The sequence below is a fragment of the Kitasatospora sp. NPDC096147 genome (assembly GCF_044763225.1).
Classification (GTDB): domain Bacteria; phylum Actinomycetota; class Actinomycetes; order Streptomycetales; family Streptomycetaceae; genus Kitasatospora.
The window spans coordinates 737107-751782 of the sequence record NZ_JBIWFX010000002.1 but is presented as its reverse complement, the minus strand read 5'-3'; the positions used below and the strand labels follow the sequence as shown (position 1 = coordinate 751782).

Genomic DNA, 14676 nt, shown 5'->3' with positions numbered 1-14676 from the left:
GGCACGGACCGGAGACCGGCCCTCTTCACCCCGACGCCGGGCGGTTGGCCGAGGCGTACTCCTCCGCGACGTTGAACACGCAGGCGCAGCTCGGGCACTCCGCATCGCCGAACAGGTGGGTGATCCCCTCGGCGAGCACGTCCTCCCCGTCGCGGGCGGCGGTGCCGTGCATCCACCGGCCGACGCCGGCCAGGGCCGCCGGCGGCACCGGTCGCAGGTGACGCCGGTCCACGTCACCCAGATCCCAGTCCCGGACCGCCGAGTAGCGTCCGTGGCCACCGATGGCGATCGTCACCTCGACGGCACAGTGCGGGCAGTCCACGCGGTGGAAGTCGTCGGTGAAGTCCCCCAGGACTGCCGCCCAGTGGTACTGCTCCTCGGCTGCGAGCAGCGCGCGGAAGCTCGCGAGGTAGTCGGCCGGCCGCGATCGGAGGTACCCGTCCAGCAGCTCCCGGAACTCCGCGACCGCACCCGCGCAGTCCGCGAACAGATCGTCGCAGCCGTGGTGGGCCGCAGCGCGTTCGAGGATCTCGCCGGCCAGACGACGCGCCGACGCACTGTCGGATGCTAGGCGCACGAGGCGCGGCAGCGCCACGAAGCCGGCGGCCGACACCATGTCGTGCTCGAGGACCAGCCGGTACCCCAGCTCCCTCCATGCCTCGGCGTCGTCCCCACTCTCGACGCGCGCCAGGAGTTCGGGGACACGGTCGGTGTCGGACCACCAGTCGTACGCCCCTGCCCAGTTCACCATCCGGGCATGGAACCACACCGTCGGGCGCTCGCGGCGGGCGGGCGTCAGGCGGTCACCTTGGCGACGAAGGCGGCGAGGTTGGTGGCGGTGCGGGCGATCCGCTCCTCGGTGGTCAGGGTCTCGTGGAGGCGGGTGCCGGAGGTCGAGGGGTGCCGGAGGTGGTGGGAGCAGGCGAGGTCGGTGCAGAGGTAGACGCCGACCGAGTTGCCCTCGCGGCCGGCCTTGCCCGCCTTGGGGGCGACCATCAGCGAGACGCCGCCCACGTGGGTGGTGACGCAGACCGAGCACATGCTGCGGCGGGCCTGCCAGGAGGCGGCGGACGGGCTGCGCAGGACCAGGCCGACGGGGGCGCCGTCGAGCTCGGCGACCAGGTAGGCGCGGTCGGGTGCCTGCGGGTCGCGCCAGCCGAGGTAGTCGAGGTCCGGCCAGGGGCGGGTCTCCAGGTCGCGGGGGACGGCGAGGCGCTTGGCCTCGCCCTTGGTGCAGTTCACGAAGGAGGCGCGGATCTGGGGGTCGGTCAGCTGCTTCATAAAGGTGAGGCTATTTTGCCTAAAGCTTTTAGGCAAACGCATAATGGGATCAGGCACGCCGGAACGACGACCGGAACGACGAGAGGGAGCCGAGCCGATGGCACGCGCAGGACTGTCCGCCGAACGCCTCACCCTGGCCGGAGCCGAGCTGGCCGACGAGGTGGGCTTCGACGAGGTGACCGTCTCGGCGCTGGCCCGGCGCTTCGACGTGAAGGTGGCCAGCCTCTACTCGCACGTGCGCAACTCCCAGGACCTGCGGGAGCGGATCGCCCTGCTGGCCCTCGCCGAACTCGCCGACCGGGGTTCGGCCGCCCTGGCCGGCCGGGCCGGCAAGGACGCGCTGACCGCGCTGGCGAACGTCTACCGCGACTACGCCCGCGAACACCCCGGCCGGTACGCCGCCGCGCAGCTCCGGCTCAGCCCGGAGGCCGCCGCCGCGAGCGCGGGCGCCCGGCACGCGGAGCTGACCCGGGCGGTGCTGCGCGGGTACCGGCTGGAGGGGCCGGACCAGACGCACGCCGTGCGGCTGATGGGCAGCCTCTTCCACGGGTACGTGACGCTGGAGCTGGGCGGCGGCTTCAGCCACAGCGCGCCGGACACCCAGGAGACCTGGGAGCGGGTGCTCGACGCGCTGGACGCGCTGCTGCGGAACTGGCCGGAGGCCGGCGCCGGGGCGTGACGGGACGTCAGGGGCGGTCCGCGTCCAGGAGGGCGAGGGCGTAGCGCTGGTCGGGGGTGAGGCGGGCGGGGTCGAGACCGTTCAGCCAGGTGAACAGTTCGGAGCCGGCCAGGTATTCACCACCGTGACCGAGCCGGAGGGCGTCCGCCCGGTCGTGGACCACCCAGCCGTCAAGGAGTTCGGCGAGCCGACGGTCGGCGACCGGATGGCCGGCGGCCGGCCAGCGGTCGAGCCACGGGGCAAGGCCTCCGGTGGCGGTCGCGACCAGGTCCAAGACCTCGTCCACCGGCACGGGCGCGGGATCGTGACGCACGGTCAGGTCGAACCAGGTCCGCCACAGTGTCAGCAGGGCGACCCGCTCGGGCTCCGGCCAGCGCGGCCAGTCCGCCTGCCGGAACCGCGTCCCCAGGGAGCCCGCCCCCACCCCCTGCCCGCCGGCGACCACGGCACGCATCAGCCGGGGCGCCAGACGGCGGAGCAGAGCGGTCGGATCGCTCCAGTGGCCGGGCGACCGGTACGCGACGGCAGCCAGCAGCCGGCCCGGGACCGATTCGACCGGACCGGCCAGGGCGGCCAGCTCCTCGGCGGTGTGGCAGTGGCCGCAGGCGGCCGGCCGGAACCGACTGTCACGCGGGGCTACGACGGCATAGGCGTCGAGGGCGGCACCGAGGCGCTGCCAGGGATCGGTCATGACGGTCCGTCCGGGGCTCCGACCGGCGGACCGGCGAAGATCCGCACGCTACCAGCGGCAGTCAGCCCGCGGCGGCCCCCTCGGCAACAGGGGCGGCAGCCGCAGAGGGAACGGCGGCCGGCCGGAGGTGGCGGGGGCAGACCCGGGCGCAGGTCAGGACAGGCGCAAGTCAGGACAGGCGCAGGTCAGGACGGGCGCAGGTCAGGACGGGCGGACGCCGATGACCACCGTGGCGTCGTGGTCCTCCGAGGCGGTGGTGCGGGTGAGCAGGCCGGCGGCGGTCATCGCGGCGGCGGTGGACGGCGACTGGCGTGCGCTGGTCTCGATCAGCAGCCGGCCGCCGGGGGCCAGCCAGTGCGGGGCGTCCGCGATCACGCGGCGCTGCACGGCGAGGCCGTCGGGGCCGCCGTCCAGAGTGGCCAGGGGCTCGTGGTCACGCGCCTCGGGTGGCAGGAAGCGGATCTCGTCGGTCGGGACGTAGGGGGCGTTGGCGATCAGGACGGTGATCCGGCCGCGCAGGGTGGCGGGGAGCGGCGCGTACAGGTCCCCCTGGTACAGCGCGGCGTCGGCGGGGAGGTTGCGGCGGGCGCAGGCGACGGCGGCCCGGTCGAGGTCGGCGGCGTGCAATTCGGCGTACGGGCCCCTGGCCAGGACGGCCGCCACGGCGCCGGCCCCGCAGCAGAGGTCGAGCACCACCGCCTCCGGGGTGAGCAGGGCGGTGGCGAGCTCGGCCAGGTACTCGGTGCGGCGGCGCGGGACGAACACGCCGGGTCCGACCGCGATCCGCAGGTCACAGAAGGCGGCCCAGCCGAGCACGTGCTCCAGCGGGTAGCCGGCGGCCCGACGGGCCGTCAGCTCGGCGAGCCGTCCGGCGTCGGTGGTGGCGGCGAGCAGCAGCTCGGCCTCGTCCTCGGCGAAGACACAGCCGGCGGCACGGAGGGTGGTGACGGTGGTGGCGTACGACATGGTGAGATGCCTTTCGAAGCTTCGAAGGGCGCTCTCGGTTCGGTCGGTCAGACCGAACGGGAGACGGAGGAGAGCACCCGGACCGGCACAGCGGTAATGGGACTCACCTCCTCGAACGGCCCGTGGACCGTGACCACGGGAAGGCTTGCACTCTATCGGACACCCGGCTCGGTGCCCGTCATCCGGCGGTAGCCGTCGGCCAGCACCGCCGCGAGGTCGCGTCCGCCGAGGCGCAGGCCCGCCGGGCCGAGGGCGTCCAGTGCGGTGCCGCCCTCCTCCGGCTCACCGGGGGGAGCAGCCGCTCCGAGGGTGAAGTCGCCGTCCCAGAAGCCTTCGGCCACCTGCCGACCGTCCGTCATGTCTCCTCCTGCGCTGCCTCGGTGGCCAGGGTGACCAGCTCGCGCAGGGCGGCCGGGTCGAGCTCGGTGAGCCACTTCTCCTCGGCGGCGACCGCCTGCTCGGCCAACGAGCGCTTGGCCTCGATGAGTTCGCCGATCCGCTCCTCCACGGTGCCGACGCAGACCAGGCGGCGGACCTGGACGGCCCGGTGCTGGCCGATCCGGTGCACCCGGTCGGTGGCCTGGTCCTCCACCGCCGGATTCCACCAACGGTCCAGGTGGATCACCTGGTTGGCGGCGGTGAGGTTGAGGCCGGTGCCGCCCGCGCGGAGCGAGAGCAGGAACACGCCCGGGCCGTCCGGCTGCTGGAAGCGGGCCACCATCTCCTCCCGCCGGTGCCGGGGCACCCCGCCGTGCAGGTAGAGCACCTCGGTGCCGAGCCGCTCGGCCAGGTGCGGCTGGAGCCGCCGCCCGAACTCGGCGTACTGGGTGAACACCAGCGCCCGGTCCCCCTCCGCCAACGCCTCGGTGAGCAGCTCCTCCAGCCGCGCCACCTTGCCCGACCTGTCGCCCAACGGCGATCGGTCGCGCAGCAGTTGGGCCGGATGGTTGCAGACCTGCTTGAGCCGACCGATCGCGGCCAGCACCGCGCCCTTGCGCTCCACGCCCTTGATGCCCTGGAGACGGTGCAGCAGCTCGGCCACCACCGCCTGGTAGAGCCCCGCCTGCTCGGCCGTCAGGTGGCAGCGGACGGTGATCTCCTGCTTGGCCGGCAGCTCGACGGCCACCGCCGGGTCGGACTTGCGGCGGCGCAGCACGAACGGACCGGTGAGCCGCCGCAGCCGGGCCCCGGCCGCTTCGCTGCCGTGCTGCTCGACCGGCAGGCCGAAGCGCTCGCGGAATGACTCGGCGGTGCCGAAGAGTCCCGGGTTCGCGAAGTCCAGCACCGTGTGCAGCTCGGCCAGCCTGTTCTCCACCGGCGTGCCGGTGAGGGCGATGCGGTGCACGGTGGCGGGGATCGAACGGAGCGCCCGCGACTGGGCGGTGGCGGCGTTCTTGACGTGCTGCGCCTCGTCGGCGACCACCCGGCGCCAGCGGACCCGGCGGAGCAGGGCCGTCTCGCGCTGGAGCACGCCGTAGGTGGTGATCACCAGATCCGCGCCGGGGAAGGGACTCCGGGCCGGACGGGTCGCGCGAGCGGCCCCGGCGGCGAGATCGGGATCGGCGGCAAGGTCGCCACCGACGGCGAGGTCAGGACCGGCAGCGAGATCGGCCCGGTCGGCGCCGTGGTGGACGTGCACCCGCAGCATCGGGGCGAACCGGGCCGCCTCCCGCTGCCAGTTCCCCACCAGGGTCATCGGGCAGACCAACAGGGTCGGGCCGGCGCCCCGTCCCGACCGGGGACGGGCATGGTGCTCGGCCGCGAGCAGGGCGAGGGTCTGCACGGTCTTCCCGAGGCCCATGTCGTCGGCCAGCACCCCGCCCAGGCCGAGCCGGGCCAGGGCGTGCAACCAGGCCAACCCCCGCTCCTGGTAAGGACGGAGGGTGGCCCCGAAGTCGGGCGGCAGGGGCGGGGCGGCGGTGTCCACGGCGCGGCCCGCGAGCAGATCGCCCAGCGGGCCGACGGCGGTGACGGCGGTGACCGGCAGGCCCCCGGCGGTGGCGGAGGGGTCCAGCGCGAGGCGCAGCAGGTCGGGGGTGGTGATGGTTCCGCCGCCGTACTGCTCCAGGAAGCGCAACGCGGTGGCGATCTGACCGGCGTCCACCTCCACCCAACGTCCGCGCAGCCGGACCAGGCCCTGCTGGGCCGCTCCCAGATCGGTCAACTCCTGCTCGGTGAGGGCCGTTTCACCGAGCGCCAGCTGCCACCGGAAGTCCACCACCGCATCCCGGTCGACCTGGGCCTCGCGCTTCACCGAGCCGGGTGGGGTGACCCGAGCCGCCGTCAGGGCGAAGCCCAGGCGCGGCCGGCGTTGCCACCAGGTGGGGAGCAGGACGCCGAACCCGGCCTCGGCCAGGGCCGGAGCCGCATCCCGGAGGAAGGCCAGGGCTTCGGTGCGGTCCAGCCGCAGCGCGGTCGGCCGGGAGCCCGCCAGGGCGGGCCGGAGCTCAGGGCGGCGCAGCGCGGCACGGTGCAGTTCGATAACGAACTGTTCTGCCGCATCCGGCACTTGACGGAGGAGAGCGGCTGCGGGCGGGCCGTCGGCCCAGAGCTCGGCGGCGGAGAGCAGCAGCGAAGGCCGGTCCACCGCCTGGAGCAGGAAGTCGAGCCGCCAGTCGTCCTCGTCCGGGCGGCCCTCGGGGTCACCGTCGCCCGGCCCGAGCGGTTCGGAGAGCCGGAAACAGAGCCGCAGCGACCGGTCGGGGGCGGGATCGCCCGCATACCAGCGCGCCAACCCCTCCCGCAGGGCAGCCAGTTCACCCCCGATCACGGGGACGGCCGCAGCGGTATCCCCCTGACGGTCGGCCGGGGGCGGGGGCGTCGGAGCGCCGGAACCGCCGACGGAGGAGCCCCGGGACGGAGCCGACCCCGCGTCACCTCGGGTGCCACCGGCGTGGCCCGGCCCGCCCTCGCGGCTCACGGCATCGACCCCCGGTGCCCCGACTACGCCCGGAGGAACGGACGGTGAAGCCACCGAGCCCCTGGCCGCACGCTCACTCGACGCCGACGCCGACGCCGACGCCGACGCCGACGCCGAGACCGAGACCGGGCACACGGGCAGGGACGGGGCCGGCCCCGGGTCGGCGAACGCCCCGTCGGCGGCGTACAGCGCGCCGAGCCAGGCAGCGACCGGCCCGTCCCCTGCGGGCACGGGCGCCCCCTCCAGCGCCACCCGCACCTCCCGGTCGGTGAGCACGTCGAGCAGCTCGGCGACCAGGGCGGCGGCTCCCACCCCGGAGGGCCGCCCGCCGGGGCCGGCCGCCACCTCCGCCAGGGCGATCGGCGGGCAGCCCCGGGCCAGCGCCTCGGCCTCCGCCCGCGCGGCCCGGTCGGGGGCGGGCTGCCAGTGGGCGTACGGCCGGCCGTCCCGTTCGCGCAGGACGGGGAGGACGCGGCCCCGGCCGGCCAGCCGCCAGGCGAGGTCGTGCACGGCGGTGAGCCAGCGCAGCGAGGCGCCGTAGGCCAGCTCCACCGGCTCGTCCAGGCCCGGCAGTTGGACGGTGGCGGCGGACCACCGGGGGTCGAAGAGCTCGCCGAGCAGCTGGGCGGCGGCGGTCGCCGGGAAGAGTAGGACGGGCACCCGCCAGTCGGCGAGCGAGAGCCCCTGGCCGGTGACCCCGACCGGGAGCTGCGGGGACGGACCAGGGGCCCCGCCGAGGCCGGGCAGCCGGAGGGTGCCCCAGCGCTCGGGGGCCTGGCCGGCCAGCCAGCCGACGCCGGGGCCGAGCGCCGCCAGCAGGCGGACCACCTCGGCGGCAGGGCAGGCGTAGGGGTGGGCGGCGGACGTCCCCCGGGGAGTCCCGAAGGCCCGGGCGTCCTCCGCCCAGAGCGCCAACTGCCCGTCGGCCCGCCAGAACGCGTGGAGCGCGAACATCGGCGCACCCACCTCCTGATCACCGGGAATCCTCGCTCCCACCTTAAGCGGCACCCCCGACACCACCCCGGCTCGCACACCCACCCACCCCGCCCGTCCCGTCCCGTCCCGTCCCGTCCCTCAAAGCCTCCCTCCGAAGCCCTCCGTCTGAAGCCTCGAAGCCGACCCGCGCGCCCATGGTTGAACTTTGAACGAAATGGGTCTACGGTGGAGCCATCGACAAAGTTGAAGCCTAAACAACTGGCTTCGCACCCCGAGGAGCAGCAGCCATGGGCATCTTCAACCGCAACAAGACCGCCGCCGCCACCACGACCACCGCCGTCGCCGAGCGCCCGGCCGGCCCGGACCTCTCCCACCTGACCGGCGACTACGCGATCGACGCCGCGCACAGCAGCATCGGCTTCGCGGTCCGCCACGCCATGGTCACCAACGTGCGCGGCCAGTTCACCGAGCACGAGGGCCTGCTCAAGCTGGACGGCACCACCCCGGAGAACTCCACCGCCACCCTGACCATCAAGGTGGCCAGCGTGGAGACCGGCAACGGCCAGCGCGACGAGCACCTGCGGACCGGCGACTTCTTCGCCGCCGAGACCTACCCGGAGATCACCTTCCGCTCCACCTCCGCCCAGCGCCTGGACGGCGACTCGTACCGGATGACCGGCGAGCTGACCATCAAGGACACCACCCGCCCGGTCGTGCTCGACCTGGAGTACACCGGCAGCGCCACCGACGTGTACGGCGCCCAGCGGGTCGGCTTCGAGGGCTCGACCACCGTCGACCGCACCGACTGGGGCCTGAGCTACAACGCCGCGCTGGAGACCGGCGGCGTGCTGATCGGCGAGAAGGTCAAGCTCACCTTCGACATCTCCGCCGTCAAGCAGGGCTGACCCCACCTCGAGTCCGGAGCGCGACCCCGGGGACTCCATCCCCGGGACCGGCGCCCCGACACCCGGACTCCCGGGCCTCAGCTCCCCGGCAGCAGCGCAGCGTCCTCGGCGGGCAGCCAACTGCCCGCCGGACGGCGCAGCCAGTCCTCACGGACGGCGAGCCGCCCGGCCGCCTCCCACAGGGCCCGCAGACCCGGATGGCGTTCCCCCGGCCGGTGCACCAGGCTGACCAGGGCGAGCGGCACCGGATCGACCAACGGCAGGGTCACGGCCCCGGGTATCCCGGGGCCGCCCGTCGTGGTGAGCATCGCCTCACCGTGCCGGGCCAGGTAGTGCCCCACCTCGTCCACCCCGACCGGCGGCACGTGCGGATCGGCCGCCACCAGGCCGAACGCGTCCAGCAGCCGGCGCCCCAGCGCGGTCCACTCGGTGGTGGTCGGGTTCCCCGCGCAGATGTCCACCGGATGCCCGGCCAGCGCCGCCAGCGGCACCCGGGCCGACCCCGCCAGCGGATGACCGAGCGGCAGCATCACCGCCATCTCCTCGCACCGGACCGGCAGTTGGACCAGCGCGGCCCGTACGTCCGGCGCCAGCCCCGCGTACCGCCCGAACGCGGCGTCCAGCCGGTACGCCAGCAACTCCCCCGCCGCAGCGGCCAGTCCACCGTGGAAGCGGGCCAGCAACTCCTGCTCCGGGCAGGCCTCCCGGGCAGCCGCCAGGACCCGTACGCCGGTCAGGTCCAGCCCGTCGACGTCGTTGCCCAGGTCCACCAGCAACGGCCGGCCCGCCTCCGGGCCGCCCAGCAACTCGTCGTGCAGCGCGAGCAGTTCCCGCACCTTCGGCAGCAGCCGCTCCCCGTCCGGGGTGAGCCGCACGCTCCGCGTGGTCCGGTCGAACAGCCGTCGCCCCAGCGCCTCCTCCAGTCCCCGGACGTCCCGGCTGAGCGCCTGCTGCGCCACGTGCAGCCGCTCGGCGGCCCGGCCGAAGTGCAGGGTCTCGGCGGTGGCGACGAAGCCGCGCAGCAGCCTGGGGTGGAGATCACGGGGCATCCGGGCACCCTAGCCGAACTGACAACACCAGTGCGTCAATCGTTCCGAACAGGTGTTGGACCGGGCCGGGTGCGGGCGGTCAGGGTGGGTGGCATCCCCCACTGACGCCCGTTCAGGAGTTCCGTGTCCGCCTCGTACCGCCGCCTGTTCGCCGCTCCCGGCGCGCTCGCCTTCACCCTGACCGGGCTGCTGGCCCGGCTCTCCTTCTCGATGACCGGCGTCTCGACCGTCGTGCTGGTCGCCACCCGGTGGGACTCCTACGCACTGGCCGGGGCGGTCTCGGCCGCCGGGGTGGCGGCGGTGGCGGTCGGGATGCCGCTGCTCGGGCGGCTGGTCGACCGGTACGGGCAGGCCCGGGTCTCGGTGCCCTGCGTGCTGGCCGCCGCCGGGCCGATGGCCGGACTGCTGCTCTGCGCCCACTACGGCGCGCCCGCCTGGACGCTCTTCGTCTGCCAGCCGCTCGCCTCGGTCCTGCCCAACCTCGGCGGCATGGCCCGGGCCCGTTGGGCCCACCTGTACGCCGACGACCCGGACGCCCGGCACACCGCCAACTCCCTGGAGCAGTCGCTCGACGAGGTGTGCTTCATGGCCGGGCCGGTGCTCGGGATGGCGCTGTGCACCTCGCTCTTCCCGGAGGCCGGACTGCTGACCGGCGCGGTGCTGGGCGGCACCGGGCTGCTGCTGTTCGCGGCGCAGCGACGGACCGAGCCGCCGGTCGCTCCCCTGGCCGCCCCCGGGACGGCACGGTCCGGGGTACTGCGGTCGCGACGGCTCCGGCTGCTGGTGGCGGTCTTCACCGCGACCGGGGTGCTGTTCGGCGCGATGGAGGTGACCACCGTCGCGTACGCCGACGCGCTCGGGCACCGGGCGGCGGCGGGCTGGCTGCTGGGCCTGGTGGCGGCCGGGTCCGGGATCTCCGGGCTGCTGTCCGGCCTGGTCCGGAGCCGGACCGGGCCCGCCACCCGGTTGCTCGCCGGCCTCGGGGTGCTGGCCCTCCTGGTGCTGCTGCCCCTGCTGGTCGGCCGGGCCGGGGGCGGACTCGCGCTGCTCGGACCCGCGCTGTTCGCGGTCGGGGTGGCGGTGGCCCCGACCATGGTGACCGGTATGACGCTGGTGCAGGAGGTGCTCCCCGAGGGCCGGTTGAACGAGGGGATGGGCCTCGCGGTGGCCGGCATCCTGGTCGGCATCTCCGCCGGAGCGGCGGTCGGCGGCGCCGTCGCCCAGCACGCGTCCCCGGGCACCGGCTACGCGATCCCGGCCGCCGCGGCCCTGCTCGCCCTCGCCGTGACCGCAGCGGGCCACCGGCAACTGAACAGGGCGACCGGTCGGGCCACGGGCGGTGGCGGCACGCACGAGGGGGCGGAGGTGCCCGTCGCCGGCTGACGGTCCCTCAGCGGTTCCCGCCCGGGGCCGGCCGCCTCAGAAGGTGTACTCGTACTCCGGCAGCGCGTACCCGCCCGGGAACCAGCCCGTGCGCTCGGCCGTGCGGACGGCGCCCTCGCGCTCGTAGAAGGCCACCGCCCGGACGTTCGCCCGGAGCACCTCCAGGTAGAGCACGCCCTCCGCACCGTACGCCCGGCCGCGCTCGCGGCAGTGCGCCCGGCAGGCGTCGAGCAGGCGGGCCCCGATCCCACACCCCGTCAGCCCCGGCCGGACGTGCAGGTTGTCGAGCAGCACCCGGCCGTCCGGCTGCGGCTCCAGGTACGCGAAGCCGACCACCTCTCCGCCGGTACCGGCACCGGCACCCGTACCGGCGCGCTCCGCGATCAGCAGGACGGGCGTGTTCGCGGGCTCGCCGTAGTCGACGGTCAGCCGCAGCTCCCAGAGCTCGCGGCGCTCGGCCGCCAGCCCGTCGCCGAGCGCGGCGGCCGGGACGATGCCCGCGTAGGCGGTGCGCCAGCTGGCGCTGTGCAGGGCGGCGACCGCAGGGGCGTCGGCGGCGGTGCCGGGCCGGATGAGCAACTGGTCCATGCCCGGAGCCTGCCACAGCGCCCCGGCCGCGAACGACCCCGGACCAGCCGTATTGAACATGTTCAAGAAAGGGCCTACAGTCATGCCCAAGAGTTTTGAACACGTTCGAAACGGAGTCGCTCCATGGACCTCACGGTCGTCAGCTATGCCGTCTACCTGCCCGTGGCCACCGGGGTCACCTTCTGGGTGGCCCGCACCCTGCGCCGCAACGGCCGCCTCTTCCTCACCGACGTCTTCGCCGGGGACGACCGGCTGGCCGACGCGGTCAACCACCTGCTGGTGGTCGGCTTCTACCTGATCAACCTCGGCTTCGTCGCGCTCTGGATGCGCAGCGACGCCCGCGCCGAGGACGCGGCCGGGGTCTTCGAGGCGGTCTCCTACAAGCTCGGCACCGTGCTCCTGGTGCTGGGCGTGATGCACCTGGCCAACGTCTACGTGCTCAACCGGATCCGCCGCCGGGGCTCGCTGGAGAAGCAGCAGCGCCCGCCGGTCGCACCGCAGGGCTTCGTCGCCCCCCAGCCGCTCTGACGGGGAGTCACCTTCCATGACCACCATCCCGGCAGCCGCTCCCGTCACCCGCCTCACCGTGCTGCACGATCCCGGCTGCCTGCTCTGCCGACACCTCACCGGATGGCTCCAGGCCCAGCCGAAACTGCTACCGGTCGACCTGGTCGTGGTCGGCTCCCCTGCCGCCCGGCGGCGCTTCCCGGGGCTGGACCACGACGCCTCGCTCGGCGAACTGACCGTGGTCGCGGACACCGGCGAGGTCTGGCGCGGGGCCCCGGCCTTCGTCACCGCACTCTGGGCCCTGGCCGACCACCGGGCGCTGGCCGTCTCGCTGGCCACGCCCGCCGGGCTGCCGATGGCGCGGGCCGCCGCGCTCGCCGCCAGCGCGTACCGCCGGGCCACCGGCGCCGCAGTGCCGCCGGGCCCGGCCGGCGGCGGGGCCGTCGGCCCGGCCGACGATCGCTCCGGCGGGTCGCTCGGTGGCCCGGCCTGTGACGACGACTCATGTCCGCTGCCGGGCACGCCGTCCGGGTAGGCTCAACCAGCGTGGAGCAGCCGAACCAGCAAGAGAGCGCCAGCAGCACCGCCGCCGAGCAGGCCACGGAGCTTCCGGGCGGCCGTGCCCTCCCCAAGACCGGGAAGAGCGAGCAGACCCGGGCGCTGATCCTGGACACCGCGATGCGGTTGTTCAAGGAGCGCGGCTACGACAAGACCACGATGCGGGCGATCGCCTCCGAGGCCGGGGTCTCGGTCGGCAACGCGTACTACTACTTCGAGTCCAAGGAGTTCCTGATCCAGGGCTTCTACGACCTGATGACGTACGACCACGCCGCCGACGCCCGGGTCCGGATGGCGGGCCACACCGACTTCGCCGACCGGCTGCAGATCGCCCTGGAGTCCTGGTTGGACACGGCGGCGCCGTACCACGAGTTCGCCTCGCAGTTCTTCCGGACCGCCGCCGACCCGAACAGCTCGCTGAGCCCGTTCTCCAACGAGTCGCACCCGGCCCGGGCCACCGCCGTGGCGCTGTTCGGGGAGGTCCTGGCCGGCTCGGCCCTGGAGAGCAAGCTGGACGCCGAACTGGCCGAGCTGCTGCCCGACTTGCTCTGGCTGCACCTGATGGTCGTGGTGCTCTACTGGGTCTTCGACCGCACCGAGGACACCGAGCGGACCCGGGAGTTCGTCCGGCGCTCGACCCCGTTCGCGGCCAAGCTGCTGACGCTCTCCCGGTACCGGGTGTTCCGCCCGATCGTCCGGGACGCCAAGGGCCTGATCCAGGACTTCATCCTGCCGACCATCGGCCGGACCCAGAAGCCCTGAGCCGGTCGGCCACGGGGCAGGGGCGCAGGACCGCCGGACGCAGGACCGCCGGACGCAGGACCGCCGGACGCAGGACCGCCGGACGCAGGACCGCAGGGCGCAGGACCGCAGGGCGCAGGACGCGGGTCAGAACGGCTCGGGATTCCAGGCCCTCAGCGGCGTGCGGAGCAGCAGGTCGGCGGTGGCCGCCGCCCCCGGGCGCAGCTCCGTCACTAGGCCGGCCGGCACCCGCCGGGAGGCGGATTCGGAGCCGAGGTAGAGGGCGCCCAACTCGGCAGCGTCGAGAGCGAGTTCGGCCGGATCCTCGGTGCGCTCGGCCCGGCCGGTGCCGTCCTCGGCCACGGTCAGCGCCCAGCGGCCGGCCGCGTAGCCCTGACGGTCGGTCACCTCCAGCACCACGCGCCCGGGGGCGGCGTACGTCCGGGCGGCGAAGGCCGCGGGCACGTCCAGCAGCCGGAGCCAGGTGGCGTCGCCGTACTCCTCGCCGGGGACGGCGTAGCGCGGGTCCGTCAGCAAGTACGGCAGCGGGTCGTCGGCGCCGAGGTTCTCCACCACGACGGTGCGGACCCAGTCCACCGAGAAGACCAGGCGCCAGAGGGCGACCGCGGCCGTGGGGTCCAGGGCGATGAAGTCCATGACCGTGAGGGTGCAGTTGGGCAGCCCGCCGTCCCAGGTGTCGTCCACCTTGTAGGCGACCAGGCCGGTGACGGTGCCGTGCTCGTCCCGGTGGACGGCGACGAACGGCTCCTTCCAGTCGTAGCCCGGTGCGGCGACCTCGCCGGTGTACATCTTCCACCGGTACGGCTTGCGCTCGATCGCCCCTGGCTGGCCGGGGCGCCAGCGGTCGTAGAGCTCCGGACCGACCTTCCCGTACTCGGCCATCGAGACGAAGTCGACCCGGCCGGCCGTCCGGGGCAGGTCGTCCCGGATGCCGCGGCTGCCGAGCACGTCGATCTTCAGCCCCTCGATCCGGGAGGCGGGACCGAAGCCGAAGCGGCCGTAGATGGTGTACTCGGCGGCGAGCAGGATCGCGACCGCACAGCCCCGGGCGGCGGCGTCGGCCAGGTCGGTGGCCATCATCCGGGTGAGCAGGCCGCGCCGGGTGTGGGTCGAGTTGACCGTGACGGCGGAGACCGCGTCGGCCAGGACGGTGCCGCCGCCCGGCACGGTCAGCTCGGTGTCGAAGCTGCGGAAGGTGGCCACGCAGCGGGTCGGGTCGAAGGGGTCGAACGCCCCCTGGAAGCGGTTCGGCTCGAACATGAGACTGCGGAACTCACCTCCCACCCCGATGTGGGGACGGAGGAAGCCCCGGGTGAGGGCGCGGTCCCAAGCCGGGAGGTCGTCCTCGGTGATGTAGCGGATCTCGACCTGGTCACCAGGTCCGTCGTTGCCCATCCAGCCACCGTACGACGCACCGTCAGGGCCGGGCATCCGGTTTTCCGCCGGGTGGC

General features: G+C 74.4%; 15 protein-coding genes. 6 read left to right on the top strand and 9 right to left on the bottom strand.

Annotated elements, in window-relative coordinates:
- Positions 1–25: 25 nt before the first annotated feature.
- Entirely contained in the window at positions 26–751 is a 726-nt protein-coding gene (locus tag ACIRBX_RS08920) for a hypothetical protein (protein ID WP_402294790.1), read from the bottom strand.
- A 44-nt stretch (positions 752–795) separates the two neighbouring features.
- Entirely contained in the window at positions 796–1281 is a 486-nt protein-coding gene (locus ACIRBX_RS08915) for an FBP domain-containing protein (protein ID WP_402294789.1), read from the bottom strand.
- A 97-nt stretch (positions 1282–1378) separates the two neighbouring features.
- Here ACIRBX_RS08915 and ACIRBX_RS08910 point away from each other — a divergent pair, with 97 nt between their 5' ends.
- Positions 1379–1960 (top strand): TetR/AcrR family transcriptional regulator, encoded by a 582-nt coding sequence (locus ACIRBX_RS08910; protein WP_402294787.1) that lies wholly within the window; start codon positions 1379–1381, stop codon positions 1958–1960.
- Positions 1961–1967: 7 nt separating this feature from the next.
- Here the strand turns inward: ACIRBX_RS08910 and ACIRBX_RS08905 are convergent, their stop codons facing one another.
- The 4 genes from ACIRBX_RS08905 to ACIRBX_RS08890 form a co-directional block, all read right to left on the bottom strand.
- Complete coding sequence (locus ACIRBX_RS08905) at positions 1968–2651, bottom strand: hypothetical protein (RefSeq protein ID WP_402294785.1); 684 nt, start codon at positions 2649–2651, stop codon at positions 1968–1970.
- Positions 2652–2852: 201 nt separating this feature from the next.
- Positions 2853–3617, bottom strand: coding sequence for a putative protein N(5)-glutamine methyltransferase (locus tag ACIRBX_RS08900; protein ID WP_402294783.1), 765 nt, complete (start codon positions 3615–3617; stop codon positions 2853–2855).
- Between the two features lie 152 nt (positions 3618–3769).
- Positions 3770–3976, bottom strand: coding sequence for a hypothetical protein (locus ACIRBX_RS08895; RefSeq protein WP_402294781.1), 207 nt, complete (start codon positions 3974–3976; stop codon positions 3770–3772).
- On the bottom strand, positions 3973–7491 hold the full coding sequence (locus tag ACIRBX_RS08890; protein WP_402294780.1) for an SNF2-related protein: 3519 nt from the start codon (positions 7489–7491) through the stop codon (positions 3973–3975). The genes ACIRBX_RS08895 and ACIRBX_RS08890 overlap by 4 nt, the downstream gene beginning before the upstream one ends.
- Before the next feature lie 269 nt (positions 7492–7760).
- Between ACIRBX_RS08890 and ACIRBX_RS08885 the strand changes: the two genes are divergently transcribed.
- Positions 7761–8378, top strand: a complete 618-nt coding sequence (locus tag ACIRBX_RS08885) for a YceI family protein (protein WP_402294778.1) — start codon at positions 7761–7763, stop codon at positions 8376–8378.
- Between the two features lie 77 nt (positions 8379–8455).
- On the opposite strand, the gene ACIRBX_RS08880 is transcribed toward ACIRBX_RS08885, so the two are convergent.
- Positions 8456–9427 (bottom strand): LysR family transcriptional regulator, encoded by a 972-nt coding sequence (locus ACIRBX_RS08880; RefSeq protein WP_402294776.1) that lies wholly within the window; start codon positions 9425–9427, stop codon positions 8456–8458.
- 123 nt (positions 9428–9550) lie between these two features.
- On the opposite strand from ACIRBX_RS08880, the gene ACIRBX_RS08875 reads away from it, so the two are divergent.
- Positions 9551–10810: an MFS transporter gene (locus tag ACIRBX_RS08875; protein WP_402294775.1), complete on the top strand. Its 1260-nt coding sequence runs from the start codon at positions 9551–9553 to the stop codon at positions 10808–10810.
- Between the two features lie 36 nt (positions 10811–10846).
- On the opposite strand, the gene ACIRBX_RS08870 is transcribed toward ACIRBX_RS08875, so the two are convergent.
- Positions 10847–11398, bottom strand: coding sequence for a GNAT family N-acetyltransferase (locus ACIRBX_RS08870; RefSeq protein ID WP_402294773.1), 552 nt, complete (start codon positions 11396–11398; stop codon positions 10847–10849).
- A 123-nt stretch (positions 11399–11521) separates the two neighbouring features.
- Between ACIRBX_RS08870 and ACIRBX_RS08865 the strand changes: the two genes are divergently transcribed.
- From ACIRBX_RS08865 to ACIRBX_RS08855, 3 genes are read left to right on the top strand one after another with little or no spacing between them, the layout of a single operon-like run.
- Entirely contained in the window at positions 11522–11926 is a 405-nt protein-coding gene (locus tag ACIRBX_RS08865) for a hypothetical protein (protein WP_402294771.1), read from the top strand.
- Between the two features lie 16 nt (positions 11927–11942).
- A complete protein-coding gene (locus ACIRBX_RS08860) occupies positions 11943–12440 on the top strand; it encodes a hypothetical protein (RefSeq protein ID WP_402294769.1) in 498 nt (165 codons plus the stop codon).
- An 11-nt stretch (positions 12441–12451) separates the two neighbouring features.
- Positions 12452–13225 carry a TetR family transcriptional regulator gene (locus ACIRBX_RS08855; RefSeq protein ID WP_402294768.1) on the top strand — a complete coding sequence of 258 codons (774 nt, stop codon included), beginning with the start codon at positions 12452–12454 and terminating at the stop codon, positions 13223–13225.
- 126 nt (positions 13226–13351) lie between these two features.
- Here the strand turns inward: ACIRBX_RS08855 and ACIRBX_RS08850 are convergent, their stop codons facing one another.
- Positions 13352–14620: a GNAT family N-acetyltransferase gene (locus ACIRBX_RS08850; protein WP_402294767.1), complete on the bottom strand. Its 1269-nt coding sequence runs from the start codon at positions 14618–14620 to the stop codon at positions 13352–13354.
- Positions 14621–14676 lie beyond the last annotated feature (56 nt).

What these genes read in the sequence shown, in the direction of transcription:
- ACIRBX_RS08915 (WP_402294789.1), bottom strand. Translation starts at nt 1,281, where the DNA reads ATGAAGCAGCTGACCGACCCCCAGATCCGCGCCTCCTTCGTGAACTGC.
- ACIRBX_RS08890 (WP_402294780.1), bottom strand. Translation starts at nt 7,491, where the DNA reads ATGTTCGCGCTCCACGCGTTCTGGCGGGCCGACGGGCAGTTGGCGCTC.
- ACIRBX_RS08905 (WP_402294785.1), bottom strand. Translation starts at nt 2,651, where the DNA reads ATGACCGATCCCTGGCAGCGCCTCGGTGCCGCCCTCGACGCCTATGCC.
- ACIRBX_RS08870 (WP_402294773.1), bottom strand. Translation starts at nt 11,398, where the DNA reads ATGGACCAGTTGCTCATCCGGCCCGGCACCGCCGCCGACGCCCCTGCG.
- ACIRBX_RS08900 (WP_402294783.1), bottom strand. Translation starts at nt 3,617, where the DNA reads ATGTCGTACGCCACCACCGTCACCACCCTCCGTGCCGCCGGCTGTGTC.
- ACIRBX_RS08910 (WP_402294787.1), top strand. Translation starts at nt 1,379, where the DNA reads ATGGCACGCGCAGGACTGTCCGCCGAACGCCTCACCCTGGCCGGAGCC.
- ACIRBX_RS08885 (WP_402294778.1), top strand. Translation starts at nt 7,761, where the DNA reads ATGGGCATCTTCAACCGCAACAAGACCGCCGCCGCCACCACGACCACC.
- ACIRBX_RS08865 (WP_402294771.1), top strand. Translation starts at nt 11,522, where the DNA reads ATGGACCTCACGGTCGTCAGCTATGCCGTCTACCTGCCCGTGGCCACC.
- ACIRBX_RS08920 (WP_402294790.1), bottom strand. Translation starts at nt 751, where the DNA reads ATGGTGAACTGGGCAGGGGCGTACGACTGGTGGTCCGACACCGACCGT.
- ACIRBX_RS08880 (WP_402294776.1), bottom strand. Translation starts at nt 9,427, where the DNA reads ATGCCCCGTGATCTCCACCCCAGGCTGCTGCGCGGCTTCGTCGCCACC.
- ACIRBX_RS08850 (WP_402294767.1), bottom strand. Translation starts at nt 14,620, where the DNA reads ATGGGCAACGACGGACCTGGTGACCAGGTCGAGATCCGCTACATCACC.
- ACIRBX_RS08895 (WP_402294781.1), bottom strand. Translation starts at nt 3,976, where the DNA reads ATGACGGACGGTCGGCAGGTGGCCGAAGGCTTCTGGGACGGCGACTTC.
- ACIRBX_RS08860 (WP_402294769.1), top strand. Translation starts at nt 11,943, where the DNA reads ATGACCACCATCCCGGCAGCCGCTCCCGTCACCCGCCTCACCGTGCTG.